This is a genomic window from Flagellimonas algicola (assembly GCF_005937185.1).
Classification (GTDB): domain Bacteria; phylum Bacteroidota; class Bacteroidia; order Flavobacteriales; family Flavobacteriaceae; genus Flagellimonas; species Flagellimonas algicola.
This window is the reverse complement of sequence record NZ_VCNI01000004.1, coordinates 165,173-189,081: the sequence shown is the minus strand read 5'-3', so window position 1 is coordinate 189,081 and position 23,909 is coordinate 165,173. Positions and strand designations below refer to the sequence as shown.

Here is a 23,909-nt window from a genome sequence, read left to right as displayed (position 1 = left end):
TTTACGCTGTCTATACAATATGTCAAATGAACTTCAAAAAAAAGAAGAAAAAAACAGGCCCGAAGACCCTCGATTCCCCCCTCAAATCAACCCAGCCTTATCAGCTAAGCGGGTGCAAATATAGAGAGGTTTATTTTATCCCACCAAACAATTTTCAAAAAAAAATCAAAAAAAACACAAGACTTTGATAACTAGTTATTTACAATTCAAAAATCAATCTAAACTCTTCAATTCCCAAAGCATTCTGGAAATCACCATTGGTAAAGAACTGAAAGCAAGCTTTCTACCAATCACTAGCACATACTATTGTAAGCATCATATCAAGGTAGTATCTTTGCGCACCATCCAAAATCAAGGATAACAAATGATAGAGATTACATTGCCCGATGGCGCAGTAAAAAAAGTTCCCAAAGAAACTACTCCCATGGAAGTTGCAAAAAGCATTAGCGAGGGCCTTGCCCGGAATGTTATTTCTGCAAAATTCAACGATACGGTAGTGGAAACCGCAACCCCACTTACCCAGGATGGCACACTTACCTTATATACGTGGAACAATGACGAGGGGAAGAAAGCCTTTTGGCATTCTTCATCCCATGTATTGGCACAGGCATTGGAAGAACTATATCCCGGTATCAAACTTACCATTGGTCCTGCAATTGAAAATGGATTCTATTACGATGTGGATTTTGGAGAACACACCGTTTCCGAAAAAGATTTTCCTACCATAGAAAAGAAAGCCTTGGAAATTGCCCGGGGAAAACACGACTATAAAATGCGTAGTGTTTCCAAAGCCGATGCTTTATCTTATTATAATGAGCAGGACAACGAGTACAAAGTAGAACTCATTGAAAACTTGGAGGACGGCACCATCACTTTTTGTGACCATAGCACATTCACCGATCTATGCCGCGGGGGACATATCCCCAATACAGGCATTATCAAAGCCATAAAGATATTAAGTGTTGCTGGAGCTTATTGGAGAGGCAATGAGAACAACAAACAATTGACTCGGGTTTATGGGATTTCTTTTCCCAAGCAAAAAGAACTCACAGCATATTTGGAACTTCTGGAGGAAGCTAAAAAAAGAGACCATCGCAAACTAGGCAAGGAATTGGAACTTTTCACCTTTTCCCAAAAGGTGGGGCAGGGACTGCCACTATGGTTACCTAAAGGTGCAGCGCTACGTGAGCGATTGGAGCAATTTCTAAAGAAAGCGCAAAAGAAGGCCGGTTATGAAATGGTTGTTACACCTCATATCGGCCAGAAAGAATTATATGTAACCTCCGGTCATTATGCCAAATATGGTGAAGACAGTTTTCAACCCATACACACCCCAAAAGAAGATGAGGAGTTTCTCTTAAAACCTATGAACTGCCCTCATCACTGCGAGATATATAACAGCAGCCCTTTTAGTTATAAAGATTTACCCAAACGGTATGCAGAGTTTGGTACGGTATATAGATATGAGCAAAGCGGAGAACTTCATGGATTGACCCGCGTGCGAGGTTTCACCCAAGACGATGCCCATATTTTTTGTACTCCGGACCAATTAAATGTTGAGTTTAAGAAGGTTATAGACCTCTCCTTATATGTTTTGAGATCCCTTGGTTTTGAAAATTTCACAGCCCAAGTTTCGGTTCGAGATTTGGACAAGCCGGAAAAGTATATTGGTGAACCGGAAAATTGGGAAAAAGCTGAACAGGCTATTATCAATGCCGCCGAAGAAAAGGGATTGAATTTTGTTATTGAGTCAGGTGAGGCAGCCTTCTATGGTCCTAAATTGGATTTTATGGTAAAAGATGCCTTGGGCAGACAGTGGCAATTGGGCACCATTCAGGTGGATTACAATCTACCTGAACGATTTGACCTTTCTTATAAAGGAAGTGACAATGAGTTACACAGACCCGTTATGATTCATCGCGCTCCCTTTGGAAGTATGGAACGTTTTGTTGCTCTACTGTTGGAACACACTGGAGGAAACTTCCCATTGTGGCTCATTCCTGACCAAGCTATCGTATTGCCTGTCAGTGAGAAACATGAAAAATATGCGGAAAAAGTTTTGAATTCACTGGAAAATCACGAAATTCGCGCGCTCATTGATAATAGGAACGAGACGGTAGGGAAGAAAATCCGTGAAGCCGAGCTGAAGAAAATCCCGTTTATGCTCATCGTAGGTGAGCAGGAAGAAGGGTCCGAAACCATATCGGTCAGAAGACATGGGGGAGAAGATTTTGGAAGTATCAGCATCAATGAATTTTCCGACTTGGTAGCTACTGAAATAAATAGTACCTTAAAGTCGTTCTAGAAATTTTAGTTTAATTAAAAAGTATAAGTCATAGCAATACGAAGAAGATTTAGACCCCAACCCAGGAGGGAAAATAAAAACCCTCATAATATCAATGACAAAATCACGGCCCCTGAGGTTAGGCTAGTTGGGGATAATGTAGAAGTAGGAGTATATCCTATTTCCAAAGCCATGGCCAAGGCCAATGAATTGGAGTTGGATTTGGTGGAGATTTCTCCAAAAGCAAATCCACCGGTTTGTAAAATTATAGATTACAAGAAGTTCCTTTACGAACAAAAGAAAAGGGAGAAGGCCATGAAGGCCAAGGCCACCAAAGTAATTGTAAAGGAAATTCGGTTTGGTCCGCAAACGGACGATCATGACTATGCGTTTAAAAAGCGACATGCGGAAAAGTTCCTAAAGGATGGCGCCAAATTGAAAGCCTATGTCTTTTTTAAAGGACGATCCATTGTTTACAAGGATCAAGGTGAGATTTTATTATTACGATTGGCACAAGAACTAGAGGAGCTCGGGAAGGTGGAACAGATGCCAAAGTTAGAGGGTAAGCGAATGACCATGTTCATTGCACCCAAGACCAAAAAATAGGAAGCGGGATACCGAAGCTTATTCGGTACAATTTATAAAGAGGAGAAAATGCCTAAAATGAAAACAAAATCCAGTGCCAAAAAGCGATTTAAGCTTACCGGAACTGGTAAAATCAAAAGAAAGCACGCTTTTAAGAGTCATATTTTGACCAAAAAATCGAAAAAGCGTAAGCTTAAGTTGACACACTCCACATTGGTGCATGAGTCAGATGTCAACAGTATTAAGGAACAATTACGTTTAAAATAATTGTTCAACCCGGTACATTAATTATTAACCATGGAGTCAGGCCTTAAAAGAGTCAAAAATTGACCGCCTGCTACAAAAAAATGAAACATTATGCCAAGATCAGTAAATTCAGTTGCTTCTAGAGCCAGAAGAAAAAAGGTAATGAAGCAAGCCAAAGGTTACTTTGGAAGACGTAAAAACGTTTGGACAGTAGCCAAAAATGCGGTAGAAAAAGCAATGCTTTATGCTTACCGTGATAGACGAAACAAAAAACGTAATTTCCGCGCACTTTGGATTACCCGTATCAATGCAGGGGCAAGAATGCACGGAATGTCCTACTCTCAATTTATGGGGAAGGTTAAATCCAACGGTATAGAATTGAACAGAAAAGTTCTTGCCGATTTGGCCATGAACCACCCCGATGCCTTTAAGGCCATCGTTGAAAGAGTAAAATAAGAGTTAATATAAACTTACCCCGCTTATCAAGAACCCACTCATTTGAGTGGGTTTTTGTATTTTATATGAATGTTGCACATTCACAATCGCACCCACAGGTTTTTAATCCTTCTTGCTCTAGGATTCTCCTTGTGCGGTGCTGCACAAAATGATAGTATTACCTTTTTGGCGCTGGGGGACAGCTACACCGAAGGTACTTCCGAATTGAGGGTCAATAGTTGGCCTTTTCAACTAAGTTCCCAATTACGAAAAAAGAAAATCCCCATAAAAGATCCAAAGGTAATTGCCCTTGTAGGTTGGACTACTTCCGACCTTTTAGAGGCCGTTGCGTCCGAAAATCCAAAACCCAACTATGATTTGGTCTCTCTTTGCATAGGGGTCAACAATCAGTTTAGGGGACAATCCTTTGAAAAATTTCAACAAGAGTTCTCTGAACTTTTAGAGAAAAGTATCCGTCTAGCCAAAGGCAATCCCAAAAACGTGATTGTGCTATCCATTCCTGATTACAGTGTAACTCCTTATGCAAGGTTTAAAGACACGCCCAAAATTGTAAAGGAATTGGAAGCCTACAACCGCTATATTGAAAAAGAAGCCAATGCACGGAATACCTCATTCATTGAAATCACCAAAATTTCCAGGAACGCTAGGGTCAATCCTGATATGTTGACCCAAGATAGTCTGCATCCATCCAAAAAAATGTATAAAGCATGGGTGAAGAAAATCAGTAAGGAATTTAAATTCCAAAAGCCGTAAAGACCAACTTTCTGCCAGAGGCATGATCCCTATGCTCACAAAGGTAAATTCCCTGCCAAATACCCAAGTTCAGTTTTCCATGGGTTATGGGTATCAGAACGGAAGCACCCAAAAGGGAAGCTTTCAGATGGGCCGGCATGTCGTCCGGGCCTTCATAAGTGTGTATATAATAAGGTGCATTTTCCGGAACCATCTGATTAAAATGGCTCTCAAAGTCCAAACGAACGGTTGGGTCAGCATTTTCATTAATGGTCAGACTCGCCGAAGTGTGTTTGATAAAAACTTGCAGTTGACCTGATTTGATATCCCTAATTTCCGGTAAGGCATCCATCACCTGTTCTGTTATAAGATGAAATCCCCTAGGATAAGACTTAAGTTGTATTTCCGATTGATAAACTTTCATTTCCTAGCGAAAATAATATAAACTTTACTTCATTCTGCCCACATCCCATACCTTTGCAGCTTAAATTGATATCAATGGATTTTTCCCAAATAAAAATGGTGGTCACAGACATGGATGGTACGCTGTTAAATTCCAAGCATCAAGTGAGTCCCAGGTTTTTCGAAATTTTTGCCGCGCTTCAACAAAAAAACATTCAGTTTGTGGCGGCCAGCGGAAGACAATATCACAGTATTGTGGACAAACTTAGTCCCATCAAAGAGGATATCCTGGTTATAGCGGAAAACGGGGCCTTGGTCAAGGAGAAGGAGCATGAGCTTTTAGTAACACCCATACAACAGCACCTTAAAGACGAGCTTTTGGGTATTATTGAGGAAATTGAAGGAGCACATGCCATGCTTTGCGGGAAATACAACGCTTATTTTGATGAAAAATCCGCTTCTTTTCTTGGAGACTTGAAGGAGTACTACTCCAATTATGAAATCCATAAAAATTTAAGGGATGTGACGGATCAAATCATTAAGATAGCCGTTTATCATAACAAAAATGCGGAAGCCCATATATACCCAGCTTTAAAGGATTTGGAACATTTGCTAAAGGTAAAGGTGTCCGGTTTATATTGGGTAGACCTGAATCACTCGGATGCACATAAAGGATACGCCTTGGACAAACTAATGAAAGACCACGGACTTGCATCGCATGAGGTAATGGTTTTTGGGGATTACAACAACGACCTTGAGATGTTGGAATTGTCCGATTACAGTTTCGCCATGGCCAACGCCCATCCAAACGTAAAAAAGGTGGCCAAATACGAAACCGCCAGCAATGATGATTATGGGGTTGAACGGATTTTGGAGCAATTGGTATGAAACAGATTGAACTGTTAATAGAAAAGTTTGAACTGGTCCCTCACCCCGAAGGTGGTTATTTTAAAGAGACCTATAGGAGTGAAGGAGAGGTTTCTCCTGAGTCATTGCCAAAGGAATATCAAGGTTCAAGAAATTATGCCACGTCCATTTATTTTTTGTTGACTTCGGATACTTATTCTGCCTTTCATAAAATCAAACAGGATGAAATTTGGCATTTTTACTCTGGTTCTCCTTTGATGCTTTATGTTATATCCGAAGAGGGGGAACTCTCCGAGCACTGTATTGGAAATGATTTTGAGAAAGGTCAAATTCCCCAATTTGTAGTTCCAGGCAATCACTGGTTTGCAGCAAAAACCATAAATCCAGATGATTATTCTTTTGTGGGTTGCACAGTTTCACCAGGTTTTGATTTTAAGGATTTTGTCCTTCCAGAGAGAAAGCAACTATTGGAAAAATTTCCAGAGCATGCGACTATCATAAAAAGTTTCACAAGATTATAGCCTTACATTTACCATGAGAAAGTTGGTTCTGGTTACAAGTCTATTTCTATTGATTCTGGGTTCTTGCAAATCCATTCAAAAAGAGATTCAATTTACCACCCTTGTCCAAACTTCCCAAAGTTGGAATGGTAATCCATTGCCATCATACTCCAATCTCGAACCGGAAGTTACTATTGTTAAGGTCATCATTCCCGGTAAGTCGAAATTGGCCTGGCACAAACACCCCAATATCAATGCCGGCGTACTGCTTAAGGGAAAACTTACCGTAATCAGTGAAAATCAAGATACCTTAAGGCTTAAAGCGGGTGACCCTATTGTTGAACTCGTGGACACCTGGCATTATGGAATCAACGAAAAAAACAAAGCTGTAGAAATCATTGTTTTTTATGCTGGAACCAAGGGAGTTCCTCTTTCCGTCAAAAAAGATTGATTTCAATTTGACCTTACCGAAACCCTGTTTAAGTCTTTTGCTTCTTTTTTCGAGCGGCAGGAAACAGCACGTTATTTAGGATAAGTCTATACCCAGGCGAGGTAGGATGCAATTCCAACTCCGTTTTGGGGTCCCCTACCCTATGCTGATAGTCTTCAGGGTCATGACCGCCATAAAAGGTAAAGAACCCTTTCCCCTTAATACCGTGAATGTATCGGGCTTCGCCATTGAGCTTGCTTTCACCGAGAACCATTACTGTAGGCTTCACCTGGTTCCGCGTAAAAGAAGTAGTCTGTCCCATAAATCCTTTGACCAAAGTGGTGTGGTTTTGGGTCAACATAGTAGGCACTGGATCCCATTTAGCAGAAAACTCCATCAAAGAAAAATAATCTGACTCTTTGGGGATGTCCCGACGCTTGTTGGTCATATCTATAGATGAAAACTCATAGCGAAGCGGGTTACGCTCCAAGACAAAATTGGTAAAGGCAAACGTGTTTCCGAAGTTTAATTTCCCTTGATAATTGGCATCGGATGGATCTCCATCAAACATAGGCTCGCAAATGTCCACGCTCTCTGCTGCCAGTGCAATATCGAAACTATCCGTAGCGGAACACATGGCAAACATAAATCCACCACCGATCACATAGTTTCTTATTTTAAGTGAAACAGCTCTTTTTGCTTCTGAGACTTTATTGAATCCCAATTTTTGGGCCAATTCCTCTGCCTCTCTTTTTCCTTCTATATACCATGGCGCCGCACGGTAGGCTCCATAGAACTTTCCGAACTGGCCCGTAAAATCTTCATGATGCAAGTGCAACCAATCGTACAAGACCAATTTATTATCCAATACTTCCTCGTCATAAACTGTTATGTAAGGAATTTCGGCATAGGTCAAAACCATGGTCACCGCATCGTCCCAAGGTTGGTTTCCTTTGGGAGAATAGACTGCTATTTTGGGCGCTTTTTCCAAAATGACCGCTTCTTGGTTTTGCGATGGGCTACTAATCCCATCCAAAATAGCCTCTGCTTGGGCATCCGACAAAACCTCAAAGGATACGCCTCGAATCTGGCATTCCTTTCGAATAACCTCTCCGTCCGGCAACAAGAAAGAACCCCCTCTATAATTGAGCAACCACTGTACTTTTTGCTGTTTGGTCAATACCCAATAGGTAATGCCATAGGCTTTTAAATGGTTCTCCTGGCTTTCTGCATCCATGGGAACCAGTATAACGGAAGCTGTAATGGAAAAGGAAAAGTGGAAAAGGAAAAATGCGAAAAGGAGGTTTCTGACTTTAGCTTGACATGATTGGTCACCTCTCGACTGTGCTCGAGATGACAAAGTTGAAATCTTAAAAAGGTACGTCATTATCCGAATCATCGTCACTGTTCATTGCACTGCCAAAAGCCTCATCCGTACTGGGCAAATTGGGTGTTGCAAAAGGATTCTCTTCATCCGCATTCATCTTCGATTGGAATTCAAATGGGGAATCAAAGTCATCCAAGTTATCAAATTTACCAAGCGCTCCAATGAACTTTAACCTAATATTATCCAAACCACCGTTTCTGTGTTTCGCCACAATAAATTCTGCCTGACCTTGGGTTGGGGTACGCTCTTCGTCGTCCCACTCGTCAATTTTATAGTATTCCGGCCTGTAAATAAAGGAAACAATATCAGCATCTTGCTCAATAGCGCCGGACTCCCTCAAATCGGATAGAATAGGTCTTTTGCTACCCCCACGGGTTTCCACAGCCCGGGAAAGCTGCGACAAGGCAATGACCGGTACGTTCAATTCTTTGGCCAACGCCTTTAGGTTTCTGGAAATGGTTGAAATTTCTTGTTCCCTATTTCCGCCTTTTTGGCTTCCCCCAGCGGTCATCAATTGCAGATAATCTATAACAATGAGTCTTATTTTGTGTTGCGATGCCAACCGTCTGGCTTTTGCTCGTAAGTCAAAAATGGAGAGTGATGGGGTATCATCAATGAATAAAGGTGCTTTCTCCAAAGCTTTTACCTTTACGTTCAGTTGCTCCCACTCGTGCTTTTCCAACCGGCCTGTTCTCAGTTTTTCAGAGGACAGTCCCGTTTCCGAAGAAATCAAACGGGTAATTAACTGTACGGATGACATTTCCAAAGAGAAAAAAGCCACGGGGATTTCTGAGTTCACAGCAATGTTTCTCGCCATGGAAAGCGTTAGGGCTGTTTTACCCATACCCGGTCTCGCAGCCACAATAACCAAATCTGAAGGTTGCCACCCTGATGTGAGCTTATCCAGTTTGTCAAATCCGGAAGGAATACCGCTCAACCCCTCTTTATTTGAAATCTCCTCAATCTTCTTTTTAGCTTGAATCACTAAATTCTGGGCCGTCTCGGCGGAGCGTTTCAAATTGCCTTGGGTAACCTCATACAATTTGGCTTCAGCGTTGTCCAAGAGGTCAAATACATCTGTGGAATCGCTATAGGCATCTTCAATAATTTCGTTGGAAATTTTTATCAGACTTCTCTGAATGTACTTTTGAAGTATGATTCTGGCATGGAACTCAATATGAGCCGAAGAAGCCACTTTTTGGGTCAGTTTTATGAGATAAAAGTCCCCTCCCACCGCTTCTAGGTGTCCGTCCTTCTTCAATTGGGACGAAACGGTTAATAAATCCACTGGTTCGGAAGATTCGAACAATTTGAAGATGGCTTCGTATATGAATCTATGGGCATCCTTATAGAAGACTTCGGGATGTAAGATATCTATTACTTCATCCACTCCTTTTTTGTCAATCATCATGGCTCCAATTACAACTTCCTCTAAATCAACTGCTTGCGGTGGAATTTTACCACGTTCCAAGTTGATTATGGTCGACTTGTCGATTTTATGGCCGATAATTGGGCTGGGCTTGTCCATAGCTACGAAAGTAGTTATTTAACCTTTAGTTAACTTTAAATTTTCCCACTGTGATGTCCACAGGTCATTAACAAAGTTAATGTTGATAACTCTCAAAAAATGTTAATAACCGTAAAATGTTTGAAGAAAAAAACTGAAAAAATTAAGGAGTAGCCAGAAACGCTAGGCTAGCCGTTAAAAACACCCATGGAAGCATATTTTTCCATCCGTGATTTTACCAATTCTTTTGGTGATAACTTTTTGAGCTCCTCAAATTGTGCCGAAATCTTGTTTTTTACCGTTTCAAAAGTCTTGTCCCGATTGGCATGTGCACCCCCTAATGGCTCTTTGACAATTTCGTCAACCAGCTTCTGTTTTTTCATATCCGTGGCCGTAAGCTTGAGTGCATCGGCAGCCTGTTCTTTAAATTCCCAGCTACGCCATAAGATGGACGAACATGATTCGGGAGAAATAACGGAATACCAAGTATTTTCCAGCATCAAGACTTTATCGCCTACACCAATACCCAAAGCTCCACCTGAAGCTCCTTCACCAATGATCACCACAATAATCGGAACCTTTAGACGGGTCATTTCCAGAATATTTCTGGCAATGGCCTCTCCTTGTCCTCTTTCTTCTGCCTCAATTCCAGGATAAGCTCCTGGGGTATCTATAAAACAGACCACTGGTATACCAAATTTCTCTGCTGACTTCATCAGGCGCAATGCCTTTCTATAGCCCTCTGGATTGGCCATCCCAAAATTTCGGTATTGTCTTGTCTTGGTATTGTATCCTTTTTGCTGACCAATGAACATATAGCTCTGATCACCGATCTTCCCCAATCCACCAATCATGGCCTTGTCATCTTTTACCGTCCTATCCCCGTGCAATTCCAAAAATGTGTCCCCACATATGGCGTTAACGTAATCCATGGTATAGGGCCTGTTAGGGTGTCTTGAGAGTTGCACCCGTTGCCATGCCGTCAAGTTTTTGTAGATATCCTTTCGGGTCTCTTCCAGCTTTTTTTCAATCTGCTGGCATGTCTCGCTCACATCAACATCGCTCTCTTCCCCAATGATCATACATTTTTGAAGTTGTTCTTCAAGTTCCTTAATGGGAAGTTCAAAATCTAGATACTCCATGAAAAGTTGGTTTCAACAAAATATTGGGGTCAAATATATAACATTCTGGGGATACCCCTACCCCTACTTTTTGCGATTTCTTTATTAAAAATGGAGAACGAAATTGTTTACCTCTTGGCCTTCATCAACATATAGACGGCAAAGGCACCAAACAGTAGATTGGGGATTAATACGGCCAATAGCGGCGAAAATCCGGATTGTTCTGCAAGGGTCCCAAAAACCTTGTCAAAAAAGATATAGACAAAGGCTACCCCAATCCCAAACGCAAGATTAAGTCCCATTCCTCCACGTCTTTTCACTGAGGAAACAGCAACAGCAATAATGGTGAGAATAAAAGCAGCTATGGGTAAGGCCCAGCGCTTATACTTCACCAGAACATATGCGTTGATATTGGAAGCCCCCTTACTTTTTTGGTCATTTATAAATTCGTTCAGCTCAAATAAATTCTTTGTTTCCGCAACGTAGGAAACTGGGGTAAGGTCCTCTATCTTAAAAGTAAAAAGTGTATCCAGCCTCCTTTGGGTTTCCATAACCTCAATGCTATCCCTCAACTTGCGTTTGACGTAATTGGTCAACCTATAAATACTGTCTTTCTCCACCCATCTAATATTGGAGGCGGAGATTTTAAAATCCAATTTTTTACTGACATCGAAGTGTTCGAATGTGAAGTTGTAACCTACTTTACGACTAGGTTCAAATCGGCTTACATATATATAGTCGGTTTCATTGAGTTGATTAAAAATATTGGAGGTTTCCTGAACCTTTCTTCCTTTCTTAAAATACTTGTACTCAAATTCGTTAAAACCGATGCTTGCGTTGGGTACAATGAACATTCCCATCATAAAAATAAGCACGGCTACTAGGGTTGCACCAATAAAATAGGGCCGCAAAAACCGCCAATATGAAACCCCGGAGCTTAAAATGGCCACAATCTCCGTATTACTGGCCAATTTGGAAGTAAAGAATATAATGGACAGAAAAAGGAATATGGGCAACAACAAATTACCAATGACCAGGGTAAAATTCCCATAGTACACGATTACCTCGCTCAAAGGAGCCTCATTGTCAATGATTTTGCCCACTTTTTCGGCCAAATTGGCCATGATACCAATAGGGATAAACAATAACAGCATCCCCATGAAGGTTACCAGATAACGTTTTAATATGTATCTATCCAGTATGGTCAGCATTACAATCTTTTATCCATTTGTTGCACCATTTTGGTCTTCCACTCCTGAAAACCCCCTGCTAAAATACGCTCTCTGGCTGTTCGCACCAACCACAGATAAAATCCAAGGTTGTGAATGGTGGCAATTTGTTTGCCCAAATATTCATTGGCTGCAAACAAATGTCTGAGGTAGGCTTTGGAATACTCCGTATCCACAAAGGTTATTCTCATTTCGTCTATCGGCGAAAAGTCTGCTTCCCATTTTTTGTTTTTGATGTTGATTGTGCCATGAGCCGTGAACAACATTCCATTTCTTGCATTTCGGGTGGGCATAACACAGTCAAACATGTCCACTCCCAGGGCAATGTTTTCCAGAATGTTTATAGGTGTCCCAACACCCATGAGATATCGAGGTTTGTCTTCTGGTAGAATGTCGCAGACCAGCTCTGCCATTTCATACATCTCCTCGGCCGGTTCCCCTACAGAAAGCCCACCAATGGCATTACCTTCAGCCCCAACAGAAGCAATATATTCCGCGGACTGCTTTCTTAAATCCTTAAACGTGGAACCTTGTACAATGGGAAAAAAGCTTTGTGAATACCCATATTTATAGGGAAGTTTATCCAAATGCGCAATACATCGGTCCAACCATCTATGGGTCAAATGCATGGAGCGTTTGGCGTAATTATAGTCACAGGGATATGGCGTACACTCATCAAAGGCCATTATAATATCAGCCCCTATGGTACGCTGTATCTCCATCACATTTTCTGGAGTGAAGGTATGGAGGGAGCCATCAATATGGGATTTGAATTTAACTCCTTCCTCCTTGATTTTTCTGTTATTGGACAAGGAATACACCTGATACCCCCCACTATCTGTCAAAATATTTCTATCCCAGCCCATAAACTTGTGAAGGCCACCAGCTTGTTCCAAAATCCCTGTCCCAGGACGGAGGTACAAATGATAGGTGTTTCCCAATATAATGTCCGGGTTAATATCATTGACCAGTTCCCGTTGGTGCACCCCTTTAACGGAGGCCACGGTACCTACAGGCATAAATATTGGGGTTTGGATGGTTCCGTGATCCGTCTTTAGTTCTCCGGCACGGGCCTTGCTTTGTGCATCCTTTTTAAGTAGGGTAAAATCCAAAAGTCACATTTAAGACCGCAAATATAGCTATCTCAGTACCAGAAAGCCTTAACAAAAAAATAAAGTTTTACTCCGCAAACCGTTTCGTAAAATAATGCCCAAGTGCTTGTATAACAAAGTGAATGCCGTTACTTTTGAAGCCTTAAAATCTATACAATGCCAAACACACAAGAATTACAGGATTTAGTGACCCAGGTGCGGAGGGATATTTTGCGCATGGTCCATAAGGTAAATTCCGGACATCCAGGGGGATCTTTGGGTTGTACTGAGTTTTTTGTTGCGCTCTACAATGAAGTGATGGAACTGAAGGATGGTTTTGATATGGATGGAATTGACGAAGACCTCTTCTTCCTTTCCAATGGTCATATTTCACCGGTATTTTATAGTGTTCTGGCAAGAAAAGGATATTTCCCGGTTGATGAATTAAACACCTTTAGGCTTATCGATTCCCGACTTCAGGGACACCCAACCACCCACGAGGGACTTCCTGGAGTACGTATCGCTTCCGGTTCTTTGGGTCAAGGGATGTCAGTTGCCATTGGGGCCGCCCAGGCCAAAAAATTGAATGGCGATTCCCATTTGGTGTATAGTCTACATGGTGATGGAGAGCTTCAGGAAGGTCAGAATTGGGAAGCGATCATGTATGCTGCTGGAAACAAGGTGGACAACCTTATCGCCACCGTGGATAGAAATGGGCAACAGATTGATGGGGGCACCGAAGATGTCTTACCTCTGGGGGATGTATCGGAAAAGTTCCGTGTTTTTGGCTGGGATGTTTTGGAAATCGAAAACGGGAATGACCTAGACCAGGTCATCGCCGGATTGAAGGAGGCCAAGAGCAGAACTGGAAAAGGGAAACCTGTTTGCGTGGTAATGACCACAGAAATGGGCAATGGAGTGGATTTTATGATGCATACACATGCATGGCATGGAAAAGCCCCAAGCGACGAGCAATTGGAAACAGCCTTGTCGCAAAATCCAGAAACTTTAGGTGATTACTAATTCTTAAGACAAAGACATGACTACATATACAGATCAAGGAAAGCAAGATACCCGAAGTGGATTTGGAGCCGGAATGACAGAATTGGGTAGAACCAATCCGAATGTTGTTGCACTGTGTGCAGATTTGGTGGGTTCCTTAAAAATCCAAACGTTTATTGATGAAAATCCAGAGCGTTTTTTCCAAGTAGGAATTGCAGAAGCGAATATGATGGGAATAGCTGCCGGATTGACCATTGGTGGAAAAATTCCATTTACAGGAACCTTTGCCAATTTTTCAACGGGTAGGGTTTACGACCAGATTCGACAGTCTATTGCATACTCAGATAAGAATGTAAAAATCTGTGCTTCCCATGCGGGTATTACCTTGGGAGAGGATGGAGCAACGCACCAAATACTGGAGGACATCGGTTTGATGAAAATGCTCCCAGGAATGACAGTTATAAATCCATGTGATTTTAATCAAACCAAGGCTGCTACACTTGCCATTGCAGAGCACCATGGACCCGTTTACCTTCGATTTGGAAGACCCAAAGTGGCCAATTTTACTCCGGTAGATCAAAAGTTTGAGATAGGAAAAGCGCTCATGCTCAATGAAGGTACTGATGTGACCATTATAGCCACAGGTCACTTGGTATGGCAAGCTTTAATTGCCGCCGAAAATTTGGAGAACCAAGGTATTTCTGCCGAAGTAATCAATATACATACCATTAAGCCGCTGGACGATGAGGCTATTTTAGCTTCCGTGAAGAAAACCGGATGTGTGGTTACCGCTGAGGAACACAACTTTCTGGGAGGCCTTGGTGAAAGTGTTTCCCGTGTTCTGGCAACACACCATCCTGCACCCCAGGAGTTTGTAGCCACCCAGGATACTTTTGGTGAAAGTGGTACTCCCGATCAGTTAATGGATAAGTATGGCTTAAACAATAAAGCCATTGAGGCTTCCGTTTTAAAAGTGTTGAAACGAAAATAGTTTTCGGTATCATCTTTGATACATTTTCAACCAATTAAAAAACGAAGCACATATGAAAAAAGCACTTTTCATTGCAGTGTTAGCCTTGATGGGTACCACTGCATTTGCCCAAAGCGGTTCTGGCTTTGGTATTAAAGCAGGATTAAGTTATAACAAGAATGGTGACCTTGTAGGAACCATTGGCGATGCCGCCCAAAACATTACAGAGGGCGCTGAAGGCAAGACTGGTTATCATTTTGGGTTTTGGGGAAAATTGGATTTTCCAAAAATCTATTTGAGACCCGAGGTGGTCTATACCAAAACCAAAAGTACCTATAGCGTCAATGGAGATTCCAACGACTATGATGTTTCCAAAATTGACGTTCCCGTTTTATTGGGGTATAAATTAGTTGGTCCATTACATGTTTTTGTAGGTCCATCTTTTCAATATACTTTAAGCAATGATTTGGGGGATTTGGAAATTGAAGATGTTGAAAATGATTTTACCGTTGGCCTCAATGCCGGTTTAGGGGTTAATCTGGGAAAACTTGGCTTGGATGTACGTTACGAAAGAGGCTTCTCTGAGAACGAGGCCCGATTAATAGGCGATAACATTGCCGACATTTCTGGGCGGGTGGATTCTAGACCTTCACAGGTAATTTTTTCAGCATCGCTTAAACTGTAAGAAACAAATAAACGCGAAAGAAAAAGGCCTCGAAATTCGAGGCCTTTTTTATTAGTTCACATCCGGATCCAAATAATTGGGAGTTCCGTCATTGTTATCATCTGGATAGGGGAAAATGATATTCCCGTTTTCGTCCGATATTTCATCCCTTGTGGTAGTACCATCACCGTCATCATCCGCATCTTGAAAATTGGCAAAAGAAACCGTTACAGGTTCGCTATCAGCATCCGTGTTGTCATCATATAGATAGCCGTTGCCGTTAACATCCTCATCCTTGGATGGAATACCATCTCCATCATGATCCGTTTGGTTCAGCGTAAATAAATCAATGGTAAACATGAGCGGGCTATATTGCGGTATACCACCACTGACCCGGTTGAAATTACCCAATCCTGACGGAAAGATAATCAAGCCAATCCCGTAATCCTCAACAGTGACCGTTCCGTCCCCATTATCACTGATGTTATCCCCAATTATAAAGTTGGGGATACCTTCAGCAAATCCTCTAAAGCCCTGGGTTAAATCCTGAAGTCGGGCCAAATCAAACCAAATTGCATTATTTAAGGCACTATCAAACGAAGTACCATCCAACAGTTTGCCTTCATATCTCACAAAAACCGAGTCGGCTACAGATGGGAAGCACTCTGGGCAGTCCACACGTTCTTGGTCAAGTTCCTCAAAAGAATGCCGTGCAGATAGATAGTACAATTTATGCGGAATGTCATCCTCACCCTGATCCAATAAAAATTCGAAATCGGAAACATTTACGGTAGTTTCCCGAACAAAATCAATCATTGGGGTTTTATCGGCATTGGCACCCGCGATGGTATCAATTTTTATCCTAAAGTTAAAATTGGCCGAGGGGGAAGCAAATTCCTCATAATTATAATAATGAGTCTGCAAAAACTCCCGGATTTCCGCATCATTCTCTGTTGATACTTCTGCCAATGAACGGGGCGGGACAATCTCAACATCTGGCCCCCCATCATCATTGCTGCAGGAAGAAAACAAAACAAGGGCAAACAAAAAAACTAAAAATCCGTGCTTCATCAAGTACATTATTTAGCTGCGCAAGATACAATTTTCCACTATTTTTGTTACTTGGATTAACAAAGATTTGCAGAGTTTATGCGCATTGATAAATATCTCTGGTGTACTAGATACTATAAAACCCGAAACGTTGCTGCAAATGCTGTTAAAAAAGGGCACGTCAAAATCAACGGTGACGTAGTAAAGGCATCAAGGGAAGTCTACCCCATGGATGAAATTCGGGTGCGTAAGAACCAGATAGATTATCAATTTACAGTATTGGACATCCCGGAAAGTCGTGTAGGTGCCAAATTGGTGGATATCTATAGAAAAGACACCACCCCAAAAGAGGTCTTTGCCAACGATGATCTACTGAAATTTGCCAAGGACCACTATAGAAAAAAGGGAACAGGCAGGCCTACCAAAAAAGATCGCAGGGACATTGATGGATATTTGGACGATTCTGAATGATCTGTTTTTTATCTTTGAATCTACAAAATCCACTCCATGGTGAACCGTATTCTTTCCCACGACCAAATACAGCACAAGATTAAGCGAATAGCCTACCAAATTTACGAGGCCAATGTAAACGAAAAGGAAATCATTGTAGCTGGCATTGTTGGTGGTGGTCTTAATTTGGCTAAGAAAATTGCCAATGTCCTTAAAAAAATCACGGATGCGGAGATTGTGTTGTGTCAACTTGAAATGGACAAAATGAACCCACTAAAAAGTGGGGTAACCACTTCCATTCCAGAAGAAGCCTACCAAAATAAATCCATTGTAGTAGTTGATGATGTATTGAACTCAGGTACCACCTTGATTTACGGAGTGCATCATTTTCTAAAAACGCCAATTAAACAGCTTAAAACTGCGGTCTTGGTCAATAGAAACCATAAAAAATATCCTGTAAAAGCAGACTATAAGGGCATTTCGCTTTCCACCTCCTTGAATGAACATATCAAGGTAGAGTTTCAAGGCAAAAACGATACAGTGTATCTAGAGTAACTCCTGTTTTATTTCCTCCACCAATCTTTCAATGGATTTTTCATGGCAATCCAAAACATATGTTGACCGGGTGTAGAACTGTCTGCGTTCAAATAGATGTTTTCCCACAAATTCAGCTAATTCGTCATCAGTGAGTTCCCTAACCAAAGGTCTTTCTTCCTTTTCCTTGGCAATCCTCTCAACCAAAGAAGAAACCGGTAATTGGAGATAAATGGAATGGTCAGCTTGATTTAAAATGGTACCCATGTTGGTGCCATAACAAGGAGTGCCACCTCCGGTGGATAACACAATGTCCTCATTTTCCGATAACACTCTGTGTAGCATTTCGTGTTCCAGCTTTCTAAAGAAAATCTCTCCCTTTTCCCTAAAAATATCTGAGATGGTCATTTGCTGTTGTTCCTCAATATAGTGATCCAGGTCGATAAATTCCAGACCCATTTCTTCTGCAAGTGCCTTACCTACAGATGACTTTCCACTTGCCATATAACCCACCAAAACTACTTTCATACTTCAGAAATAATTGCGAATTCAAAAAAACGAAAATTTATCATTAATTCAACTTGTAAAATAGATTATTGATATTATATTTGCACCCGCTTAGCGCAACTCTTTTGTCGCAATTTTAAGCAAGACCTGATAGCTCAGTTGGTAGAGCATCTCCCTTTTAAGGAGAGGGTCCTGGGTTCGAGCCCCAGTCAGGTCACTTTTTAAGAAACCAATTGATATCAAAATCCTGTAAATCCTATGATTTACAGGATTTTACATTTTTAGGAATTATATTTGATTTGACCTAAATCGTCAACATTGGTTCACAAATCGTCAACATCCATTTTTTAATCGTCAACATATTTGATGATTTTAAAAATTGACACACATCCTGCAGAGTTGATTTGACTTTCAACAAACAATTGTTAATTCAAAAAACATCAACTATGCGCACAAAAACCACATTTTCCATTCTATTCTGGCTTTATACAAAGCGAATCGATGCCAATGGACAGGCCAGCATCTATGCCAGGGTATCCCTAAATGGTAAAAAGCTCAACATCAGTCTGAAGCAAAAAATCAAGGTCGATCAATGGGATTCAGAAAGGCAACGCATTCAAGGAACGAATGCTTACTCCAAACGAACCAACAATCTTTTGGACGAAATAAGGGCCGAACTGTTCCAAATCTATCGTGAACTGCAACGAGGCGGAAAAATTGTGACCGCCCAACTTATCAAGGCCCATTTCCTTGGGGAAAACAAGGACCAATATACCCTATTGGACCTTTTCAAGTTCCACAACGAAACCCTCGCCAATAAATTGGCACCAAAGACACTGTGCCATTACAGGACCAACCAAAAATACGTACTGGCCTATGTGGACAAACGCTTTAGCAAGAAAGATCTATACCTCAATGAACTGGATTATTCCTTTGTTTTGGACTTTGAAAGCTTCTTGCGCTCCTATAGACCAGACCACTATAGAAAGAGAATTGCCAACAATGCCGTAATGAAGCACATACAACGTTTCCGAAAACAGGTACGGTTGGCAGTGGACCTGGAGTGGCTGGAAAAAGATCCTTTCAAAAAATTTAAACCCCAAATGGAAAAAAGGGAGCGTGAATTCCTTACCGATCAAGAACTTTTAAGAATTCACAATCTAAAAACACCCATTGAAAGGTTGTCCATAGTCAAGGACCTGTTCGTTTTCAGTTGCTATACCGGTATTTCTTATTCGGACATTGTTTCACTGACCATTGACAATCTTATCTTGGGACCGGATGGCAAAAAATGGATCTCTGCCAAGCGTCAAAAAAATGGAACCCCTTTCAAAGTACCCTTGCTTGAGCCTTCCCTGCAACTCATCAATAAATACCTTGGTCATCCACGAACCAAATTATCAGGGACTTTATTGCCAAGGATATCCAACCAAAAGCTCAACAGTTATCTCAAAGAAATTGCAGATCTCTGTGAGGTTTCCAAAAACCTGACCTTCCATATGGCCCGTCACACCTTCGCCACAACGGTCACCTTGTCCAATGGTGTCCCCATTGAAACGGTATCAAAGATATTGGGCCATACCAGATTGGCCACCACACAGATATATGCAAGGGTATTGGACAAAAAAATCGGTGATGACATGGACCAACTAAGGGAAAAACTCATTAAAAAAAAGAAAATATGAGCAGTATACCACTTATTGGTAGAGTTCTACCAAGACGACCATTGAATTCCCTAAGCTAAGTATATGATTTTGACCAAGAATGAACCAATGGTCATTCTGCCTATCGTTATTAATAAAAAAATATTTTGAATTTTAGGACAATATTGCTCATGGATGTCTTTTGTTATAATTCTACATTAAAAATGAAGGCAGTAAGGGTTTACATATTTATATTCCAATTAACATTCTTTTTTTTAATCGGTACCCTGCTTGGGGCACTTATCCGATCAGGCAATTTATCCTACATCACGTCATGCATAATTGTTCACGAAGTAATCGATGTACTCGGGGAGTTGTGTACCCAAATAATAGGGCAGGTTCATCAATAAATAAGGTTTGCCTTCTATTGTTGTCAATTCCTCAACCTTGTATTCGCCCGCATACATCCTAATGGCATATGGGTGCCCAACTCTATCCATAAACTGGTGGAGGGATTTAAGCGCCCCCGTGGCCCCTGATTTAATTTCTATGGGTATGATTTTGTCCCCATACGAATACACCAGATCCACTTCCGATGATGATTGCCTTTTCTCCCGTACCCAAAAATGAGGTTTAGTATTCGTTATGGTATTTAGTGATATTAGTTCTTGGGTTATAAGATGTGGTATCATAGTACCTTTAAAGGCATTGCTTAAATCATCCATTGCCAACAGTTGCGCCTGTATTTCCAAGCTATAGTTCACCATACCTGTATCCAAAAACTGTAATCTTGGTGATTTCTTAATATCCGGTTTGATAGGAGGCTCCAAATCCGTGGTAGGGTAGATCAACTGTATGATTTTAGCGGCATCCAGATTGCGTATGGCTTTCCCAACCTCTCTAGATCGGTAGTTTGAATTTCCGAAGCTCTGGAATTTGATTCGCCTGTCGATATAAAGATGTGCTGTGTCCATAATATGTTTGACAACCGTTCTTTCCGTTGCATTGGAAGTATATTTTTCAACATCCTCCTTGTACGTCCCCCAAATACTTTCATATACCGTGGGAAGGTTGGCCAAGTTCCCGTCCCCGATATCCCTTTTGACGACTTCGGGCATGCCGCCTATAATGGCATACCTATGGAAAAGCTTCAATAGTATTCTATGCGCAATAGGTCTTATGGGCACGTTTGCCAATTGCTCGGATGCCATGGTATGCCCTATTGCCTGAAGATATTCCTTAAAATTAAGTGGATATAGATAAAGAAACTCTACCCTGCCCACGGGAAAACTTTCCACCCTTCGCATGGCAAATTCAAGCAAAGAACCGGCAGCAATCACATGTAGTTTAGGTATGTCCTCATAGAAGTACCGCAATAATTGTATGGCCTTGGGGAGTTCCTGAATCTCATCAATGAACAACAAAGTATTTTGTTGTTGATCTGGAGTAATATTGTTCGATAGGAACAAAGCATCCACAATGGTGCTGACATCTTCATAAGCATCAAAAAATGCCTTGTCGGTACTTTTTTCAAGGTTCAGTGAAATAAAATAATCATAACTCTTGGCAAATTCCATTACCAGAGTGGTCTTGCCTACCTGTCTTGCACCACGAAGTATCAATGGTTTTCTTTCTTTATTGCCTTTCCAGCTCTTAAGCTTGGCAATCGCGTGCCTATTGAAATTCATACCCTACTCTTTTCATGTAACAAAGTAAGGGTAATTTTTTTGTTTTTTTGTACCAAAGTAAGGGTTAAAATCAAATTAATTGGTAATGCAGTAAAGGTAGTTGCATATCCAATATTGATTCCATCTTAAGTTTCAAAAAGGGTTTTGCTAAAAAATGTCTTTGTTTATGCCGTGGGATAAAAAACACTCTTTCATATCACCGTACCAATGCTATTTTTCGATGACCGTTCAACTCCTTTAACTCAATTTCCAACCGCTCATTATCTCCAAGCACAAACTTGGGGAGCACATACACAAAACGTTGGGTATGGCCGCGGGTCACTAATAGTGGTAAATGATATTTATAAATGATCTCTTGTTCCAACCGCTGATAGGAAGCTTTTCGTTTTTTATTGCCGTTAACCGTATACACCTTGAGATAATCGATTTCCAAATCAATGCCCGATCTGTTCAGGATTTCCAGAACCAAATATGTGTCACAACCGTGGTAGACCATTTTTTGTAACTGAAGTTTGATGCCTTTCTTTCGTTTGGTGACGATATCACCTCGATAGGAAGCCAACAAGCGTTCGCAAAATTTCTGATAAAAGTGAAAATTATGCTTGATGGTATCACTAAATTTTACCCTAGTGTTTTGTTCAATCCGTACGGGCATAGGTCTTTCATTACCTATACTTTCACTTTCTTGAATGAAGTAGTTAAACTTGGGTAACTGCCCGGAATATTTCAGGATATAGGCATATACTTGTCCATCATTGGTAATGGCCAAAAAATTGCCTTCCTTTCCCGGCCTTGCCTGTAACAGCCCAAAGTACTGTTGCTCTTCACGGTCATAGGTGAACACAAAATCATCATTTCCCACAATACCCTGTCGGATAGGATTCGGAAAGAATAGGGCCACGTTCTTATGCTCATTGGCATAAATGGTGTCCAAGTCTGGTTGTGCCCAAATCAGATTTGAAATTAGAAATGTTGTGATTATCAAAATTACTTTCATGGGAATCGTTTTTAACGGTTACTTTTTGGATGTTTTTAAGATAAGTTGGTAGTTGTCCTTGATTTCTACCTTGATTCGTCGGTTGTCCCTTTGGAACAGACGTTTGATGCCGCTCACTTGGGGCAGTCCAGGAATATTGACACCCCCCACGGCATCATTGACCACTTGGTCTCGTATGTTGCCCTTGAGACTGTTTTCAACATAGATACCCTTGTTTCCGTCCTGAAGGTCATGCGCCTTTAGTGTCACTTTTCTATTGTTGATATGGTCTATCTGTATCAGAACCCGGTTTGGCCTGATCTTGACAAACCCATAGATAGGAGTGTTCCTTTTCATCACGACCCCGCCAATACTGGTGTCTGTTTGTAAGCGCATTTCCAAACGATGTCCGTCCCTGACAATCTGGTTTCCATCCACCCGAACAGGAATCGCATCTTCGAGATGCATACTTGCAAACGTATTTTGCTTCGGCTTTGAAGCGAAGAAGAGTTGATGTGCCAATCCCAGTTCCGTAATATTGGTTGTATGTTCTGCCCCTATTTCAGGAATGGTCTTGGGTTCTTCCATGTTTTGGGGTTCGGGTTGTTCCATATCCCCAATAGGGCTTCGATATCTGGCCGATGCATAGTCGATGTTCCCTTCATTATAGATACTGTCAATGATGCGCTGCTTTTCATATTCCATATAATCTGGATTGAAATACCCCTTGTCATCCATCATATGATCTGGATAGATCGATGGAGCGCTCACCCCCCGCTCTTCCTTCAATGCCTCCAGCGCTTCCAGCTTGGAACCGTATTCTTTTTGGTCTTCTTCCAGATCAGGCAAAGGAATCTGGTCTGTCATGACTTCTTCTGTTTCCTTTTTGCCAAAGGTCAATATGGAATAGGCGGTGATGAACAGAACCACACAGACCAATACCAACACAAATACAATCTTATTCTTCTTCATAGGTTACCAGTTTTCTAAGTGAGTTTTCAAAATAATCGGTGATCAACAACCCATGTGGGTTGTTGGGGAAATTCCGGTCCACATGGATGAGCTTGCCAGTGGTCACCAGTTCGTATGTGTCCGTTACGGTTCCACGGTTGATCTCAAAAATCGTGGTAGTTTCAAACCCATAGGGCTCTTTGTCCAACCCAAGCTTGGACTCAATTTTCAGCACTTTTTGAATCAGGGAATATTGCAACAGTCTATTGTAAAACCCATCTGCCTTCTTCTGTCGGTAGAGGCCATCCACAGACGTATTCCCCAACCAAAGTGCCTTTTCTATATTTCTTTTATAACTGTTGGCATCGATACCATAGAACCAACCATGGAAACGTTCCAAATGGGCCAGGGCCTCAACCCCCAAGTTCTCCCGTTGTTCTACCAGTTGCAAAGGGATGATATCACCATTATTTTTTACTACAAATACCTTGTCCAAGGTCTCTTTGTGCAATTTGATGACCATTAGTACCGAAACCGTACAGGTCAAGGCTGTGGCCACGACCAATGAAAGAACGATGAAACGATTCAACTTCAGGGTGTCATAAATATTCTTATAAGGTATCTTATTCATATCTGT

26 protein-coding genes and 1 tRNA gene are annotated in these 23,909 nt (G+C 41.3%); 15 read left to right on the top strand and 12 right to left on the bottom strand.

Going from position 1 to position 23,909, the window contains the following annotated elements; translation table 11 throughout:
• Positions 1 to 364 precede the first annotated feature (364 nt).
• The 5 genes from thrS (at position 365) to FGG15_RS18560 (ending at position 4,324) form a co-directional block, all read left to right on the top strand.
• On the top strand, positions 365 to 2,305 hold the full coding sequence (gene thrS, locus FGG15_RS18580; RefSeq protein WP_138839157.1) for a threonine--tRNA ligase: 1,941 nt from the start codon (positions 365 to 367) through the stop codon (positions 2,303 to 2,305).
• A gap of 36 nt (positions 2,306 to 2,341) precedes the next feature.
• Entirely contained in the window at positions 2,342 to 2,890 is a 549-nt protein-coding gene (gene infC, locus FGG15_RS18575; protein ID WP_262710861.1) for a translation initiation factor IF-3, read from the top strand.
• 48 nt (positions 2,891 to 2,938) lie between these two features.
• Positions 2,939 to 3,136, top strand: coding sequence for a 50S ribosomal protein L35 (gene rpmI, locus FGG15_RS18570; protein ID WP_046744547.1), 198 nt, complete (start codon positions 2,939 to 2,941; stop codon positions 3,134 to 3,136).
• A 90-nt stretch (positions 3,137 to 3,226) separates the two neighbouring features.
• Positions 3,227 to 3,571: a 50S ribosomal protein L20 gene (gene rplT / locus FGG15_RS18565; RefSeq protein WP_073181708.1), complete on the top strand. Its 345-nt coding sequence runs from the start codon at positions 3,227 to 3,229 to the stop codon at positions 3,569 to 3,571.
• A 69-nt stretch (positions 3,572 to 3,640) separates the two neighbouring features.
• The gene (locus FGG15_RS18560; RefSeq protein WP_138839153.1) at positions 3,641 to 4,324 is read left to right on the top strand and encodes an SGNH/GDSL hydrolase family protein; all 684 of its coding nucleotides are present in this window, start codon (positions 3,641 to 3,643) and stop codon (positions 4,322 to 4,324) included.
• Here FGG15_RS18560 and FGG15_RS18555 read toward each other — a convergent pair.
• A complete protein-coding gene (locus tag FGG15_RS18555; protein WP_138839151.1) occupies positions 4,305 to 4,727 on the bottom strand; it encodes a secondary thiamine-phosphate synthase enzyme YjbQ in 423 nt (140 codons plus the stop codon). The genes FGG15_RS18560 and FGG15_RS18555 overlap by 20 nt on opposite strands.
• A 74-nt stretch (positions 4,728 to 4,801) precedes the next feature.
• Here FGG15_RS18555 and FGG15_RS18550 point away from each other — a divergent pair, with 74 nt between their 5' ends.
• Genes FGG15_RS18550 through FGG15_RS18540 form a run of 3 tightly spaced genes read left to right on the top strand, consistent with a single transcriptional unit; the run spans position 4,802 to position 6,523 of the window.
• Positions 4,802 to 5,593 carry an HAD family hydrolase gene (locus tag FGG15_RS18550; RefSeq protein ID WP_138839149.1) on the top strand — a complete coding sequence of 264 codons (792 nt, stop codon included), beginning with the start codon at positions 4,802 to 4,804 and terminating at the stop codon, positions 5,591 to 5,593.
• Entirely contained in the window at positions 5,590 to 6,093 is a 504-nt protein-coding gene (locus FGG15_RS18545; RefSeq protein ID WP_138839147.1) for a cupin domain-containing protein, read from the top strand. Before FGG15_RS18550 ends, FGG15_RS18545 begins: the two co-directional genes overlap by 4 nt.
• Positions 6,094 to 6,106: 13 nt before the next feature.
• A complete protein-coding gene (locus FGG15_RS18540; protein ID WP_138839145.1) occupies positions 6,107 to 6,523 on the top strand; it encodes a cupin domain-containing protein in 417 nt (138 codons plus the stop codon).
• A 28-nt stretch (positions 6,524 to 6,551) separates the two neighbouring features.
• On the opposite strand, the gene FGG15_RS18535 is transcribed toward FGG15_RS18540, so the two are convergent.
• The 5 genes from FGG15_RS18535 to tgt all read right to left on the bottom strand — a co-directional run bounded on the left by FGG15_RS18535 (position 6,552) and on the right by tgt (position 12,858).
• Positions 6,552 to 7,889: an asparagine synthetase B gene (locus FGG15_RS18535; protein WP_237561876.1), complete on the bottom strand. Its 1,338-nt coding sequence runs from the start codon at positions 7,887 to 7,889 to the stop codon at positions 6,552 to 6,554.
• A complete protein-coding gene (gene dnaB / locus FGG15_RS18530; RefSeq protein WP_138839143.1) occupies positions 7,873 to 9,417 on the bottom strand; it encodes a replicative DNA helicase in 1,545 nt (514 codons plus the stop codon). Before dnaB ends, FGG15_RS18535 begins: the two co-directional genes overlap by 17 nt.
• 167 nt (positions 9,418 to 9,584) lie before the next feature.
• Entirely contained in the window at positions 9,585 to 10,538 is a 954-nt protein-coding gene (locus FGG15_RS18525; RefSeq protein ID WP_138839141.1) for an acetyl-CoA carboxylase carboxyltransferase subunit alpha, read from the bottom strand.
• A gap of 107 nt (positions 10,539 to 10,645) precedes the next feature.
• Positions 10,646 to 11,728: an LptF/LptG family permease gene (locus FGG15_RS18520; RefSeq protein ID WP_138839139.1), complete on the bottom strand. Its 1,083-nt coding sequence runs from the start codon at positions 11,726 to 11,728 to the stop codon at positions 10,646 to 10,648.
• A complete protein-coding gene (tgt, locus tag FGG15_RS18515) occupies positions 11,728 to 12,858 on the bottom strand; it encodes a tRNA guanosine(34) transglycosylase Tgt (RefSeq protein ID WP_138839137.1) in 1,131 nt (376 codons plus the stop codon). Before tgt ends, FGG15_RS18520 begins: the two co-directional genes overlap by 1 nt.
• Positions 12,859 to 13,014: 156 nt before the next feature.
• On the opposite strand from tgt, the gene FGG15_RS18510 reads away from it, so the two are divergent.
• The 3 genes from FGG15_RS18510 to FGG15_RS18500 are packed head-to-tail and all read left to right on the top strand — an operon-like array spanning position 13,015 to position 15,494.
• Complete coding sequence (locus FGG15_RS18510) at positions 13,015 to 13,860, top strand: transketolase (RefSeq protein WP_138839134.1); 846 nt, start codon at positions 13,015 to 13,017, stop codon at positions 13,858 to 13,860.
• Between the two features lie 16 nt (positions 13,861 to 13,876).
• Positions 13,877 to 14,830, top strand: a complete 954-nt coding sequence (locus FGG15_RS18505; RefSeq protein ID WP_138839132.1) for a transketolase family protein — start codon at positions 13,877 to 13,879, stop codon at positions 14,828 to 14,830.
• A 52-nt stretch (positions 14,831 to 14,882) separates the two neighbouring features.
• Positions 14,883 to 15,494, top strand: a complete 612-nt coding sequence (locus tag FGG15_RS18500; RefSeq protein WP_138839130.1) for an outer membrane beta-barrel protein — start codon at positions 14,883 to 14,885, stop codon at positions 15,492 to 15,494.
• Positions 15,495 to 15,545: 51 nt separating this feature from the next.
• On the opposite strand, the gene FGG15_RS18495 is transcribed toward FGG15_RS18500, so the two are convergent.
• Positions 15,546 to 16,544, bottom strand: a complete 999-nt coding sequence (locus FGG15_RS18495) for an FKBP-type peptidyl-prolyl cis-trans isomerase (RefSeq protein WP_138839128.1) — start codon at positions 16,542 to 16,544, stop codon at positions 15,546 to 15,548.
• 78 nt (positions 16,545 to 16,622) lie between these two features.
• Here FGG15_RS18495 and FGG15_RS18490 point away from each other — a divergent pair, with 78 nt between their 5' ends.
• Together FGG15_RS18490 and FGG15_RS18485 are read left to right on the top strand one after the other, a co-directional pair.
• A complete protein-coding gene (locus FGG15_RS18490; RefSeq protein ID WP_138839126.1) occupies positions 16,623 to 16,994 on the top strand; it encodes an RNA-binding S4 domain-containing protein in 372 nt (123 codons plus the stop codon).
• Between the two features lie 36 nt (positions 16,995 to 17,030).
• Positions 17,031 to 17,528, top strand: coding sequence for a phosphoribosyltransferase family protein (locus FGG15_RS18485; RefSeq protein WP_138839124.1), 498 nt, complete (start codon positions 17,031 to 17,033; stop codon positions 17,526 to 17,528).
• Here FGG15_RS18485 and FGG15_RS18480 read toward each other — a convergent pair.
• Positions 17,520 to 18,035, bottom strand: a complete 516-nt coding sequence (locus FGG15_RS18480) for a shikimate kinase (RefSeq protein WP_138839122.1) — start codon at positions 18,033 to 18,035, stop codon at positions 17,520 to 17,522. The two genes, FGG15_RS18485 and FGG15_RS18480, sit on opposite strands and share 9 nt — an antisense overlap.
• Before the next feature lie 123 nt (positions 18,036 to 18,158).
• Here FGG15_RS18480 and FGG15_RS18475 point away from each other — a divergent pair.
• Positions 18,159 to 18,231: transfer RNA gene (locus tag FGG15_RS18475), tRNA-Lys, on the top strand.
• A 229-nt stretch (positions 18,232 to 18,460) separates the two neighbouring features.
• Complete coding sequence (locus tag FGG15_RS18470) at positions 18,461 to 19,699, top strand: site-specific integrase (RefSeq protein WP_138839120.1); 1,239 nt, start codon at positions 18,461 to 18,463, stop codon at positions 19,697 to 19,699.
• 290 nt (positions 19,700 to 19,989) lie between these two features.
• On the opposite strand, the gene FGG15_RS18465 is transcribed toward FGG15_RS18470, so the two are convergent.
• The 4 genes from FGG15_RS18465 to FGG15_RS18450 all read right to left on the bottom strand — a co-directional run bounded on the left by FGG15_RS18465 (position 19,990) and on the right by FGG15_RS18450 (position 23,903).
• Positions 19,990 to 21,345, bottom strand: a complete 1,356-nt coding sequence (locus FGG15_RS18465) for an ATP-binding protein (RefSeq protein WP_138839118.1) — start codon at positions 21,343 to 21,345, stop codon at positions 19,990 to 19,992.
• 196 nt (positions 21,346 to 21,541) lie between these two features.
• Positions 21,542 to 22,342 carry a DUF4138 domain-containing protein gene (locus FGG15_RS18460; RefSeq protein WP_138839116.1) on the bottom strand — a complete coding sequence of 267 codons (801 nt, stop codon included), beginning with the start codon at positions 22,340 to 22,342 and terminating at the stop codon, positions 21,542 to 21,544.
• An 18-nt stretch (positions 22,343 to 22,360) separates the two neighbouring features.
• The gene (gene traM, locus FGG15_RS18455) at positions 22,361 to 23,293 is read right to left on the bottom strand and encodes a conjugative transposon protein TraM (RefSeq protein WP_138839114.1); all 933 of its coding nucleotides are present in this window, start codon (positions 23,291 to 23,293) and stop codon (positions 22,361 to 22,363) included.
• Positions 23,280 to 23,903 carry a conjugal transfer protein TraK gene (locus tag FGG15_RS18450; RefSeq protein WP_138839112.1) on the bottom strand — a complete coding sequence of 208 codons (624 nt, stop codon included), beginning with the start codon at positions 23,901 to 23,903 and terminating at the stop codon, positions 23,280 to 23,282. Before FGG15_RS18450 ends, traM begins: the two co-directional genes overlap by 14 nt.
• Between the last annotated feature and the right edge of the window lie 6 nt (positions 23,904 to 23,909).

Excerpts from the sequence above, each read along its gene's own strand:
- FGG15_RS18525 (WP_138839141.1), bottom strand. The coding sequence starts at position 10,538 with ATGGAGTATCTAGATTTTGAACTTCCCATTAAGGAACTTGAAGAACAA.
- FGG15_RS18500 (WP_138839130.1), top strand. The coding sequence starts at position 14,883 with ATGAAAAAAGCACTTTTCATTGCAGTGTTAGCCTTGATGGGTACCACT.
- FGG15_RS18495 (WP_138839128.1), bottom strand. The coding sequence starts at position 16,544 with ATGAAGCACGGATTTTTAGTTTTTTTGTTTGCCCTTGTTTTGTTTTCT.
- FGG15_RS18470 (WP_138839120.1), top strand. The coding sequence starts at position 18,461 with ATGCGCACAAAAACCACATTTTCCATTCTATTCTGGCTTTATACAAAG.
- FGG15_RS18510 (WP_138839134.1), top strand. The coding sequence starts at position 13,015 with ATGCCAAACACACAAGAATTACAGGATTTAGTGACCCAGGTGCGGAGG.
- FGG15_RS18560 (WP_138839153.1), top strand. The coding sequence starts at position 3,641 with ATGTTGCACATTCACAATCGCACCCACAGGTTTTTAATCCTTCTTGCT.
- FGG15_RS18490 (WP_138839126.1), top strand. The coding sequence starts at position 16,623 with ATGCGCATTGATAAATATCTCTGGTGTACTAGATACTATAAAACCCGA.
- FGG15_RS18520 (WP_138839139.1), bottom strand. The coding sequence starts at position 11,728 with ATGCTGACCATACTGGATAGATACATATTAAAACGTTATCTGGTAACC.
- rpmI (WP_046744547.1), top strand. The coding sequence starts at position 2,939 with ATGCCTAAAATGAAAACAAAATCCAGTGCCAAAAAGCGATTTAAGCTT.
- FGG15_RS18465 (WP_138839118.1), bottom strand. The coding sequence starts at position 21,345 with ATGAATTTCAATAGGCACGCGATTGCCAAGCTTAAGAGCTGGAAAGGC.
- dnaB (WP_138839143.1), bottom strand. The coding sequence starts at position 9,417 with ATGGACAAGCCCAGCCCAATTATCGGCCATAAAATCGACAAGTCGACC.
- FGG15_RS18555 (WP_138839151.1), bottom strand. The coding sequence starts at position 4,727 with ATGAAAGTTTATCAATCGGAAATACAACTTAAGTCTTATCCTAGGGGA.
- FGG15_RS18540 (WP_138839145.1), top strand. The coding sequence starts at position 6,107 with ATGAGAAAGTTGGTTCTGGTTACAAGTCTATTTCTATTGATTCTGGGT.
- FGG15_RS18505 (WP_138839132.1), top strand. The coding sequence starts at position 13,877 with ATGACTACATATACAGATCAAGGAAAGCAAGATACCCGAAGTGGATTT.
- FGG15_RS18550 (WP_138839149.1), top strand. The coding sequence starts at position 4,802 with ATGGATTTTTCCCAAATAAAAATGGTGGTCACAGACATGGATGGTACG.
- FGG15_RS18535 (WP_237561876.1), bottom strand. The coding sequence starts at position 7,889 with ATGACGTACCTTTTTAAGATTTCAACTTTGTCATCTCGAGCACAGTCG.
- FGG15_RS18480 (WP_138839122.1), bottom strand. The coding sequence starts at position 18,035 with ATGAAAGTAGTTTTGGTGGGTTATATGGCAAGTGGAAAGTCATCTGTA.
- FGG15_RS18545 (WP_138839147.1), top strand. The coding sequence starts at position 5,590 with ATGAAACAGATTGAACTGTTAATAGAAAAGTTTGAACTGGTCCCTCAC.
- FGG15_RS18450 (WP_138839112.1), bottom strand. The coding sequence starts at position 23,903 with ATGAATAAGATACCTTATAAGAATATTTATGACACCCTGAAGTTGAAT.
- thrS (WP_138839157.1), top strand. The coding sequence starts at position 365 with ATGATAGAGATTACATTGCCCGATGGCGCAGTAAAAAAAGTTCCCAAA.
- FGG15_RS18485 (WP_138839124.1), top strand. The coding sequence starts at position 17,031 with ATGGTGAACCGTATTCTTTCCCACGACCAAATACAGCACAAGATTAAG.
- FGG15_RS18460 (WP_138839116.1), bottom strand. The coding sequence starts at position 22,342 with ATGAAAGTAATTTTGATAATCACAACATTTCTAATTTCAAATCTGATT.
- rplT (WP_073181708.1), top strand. The coding sequence starts at position 3,227 with ATGCCAAGATCAGTAAATTCAGTTGCTTCTAGAGCCAGAAGAAAAAAG.
- traM (WP_138839114.1), bottom strand. The coding sequence starts at position 23,293 with ATGAAGAAGAATAAGATTGTATTTGTGTTGGTATTGGTCTGTGTGGTT.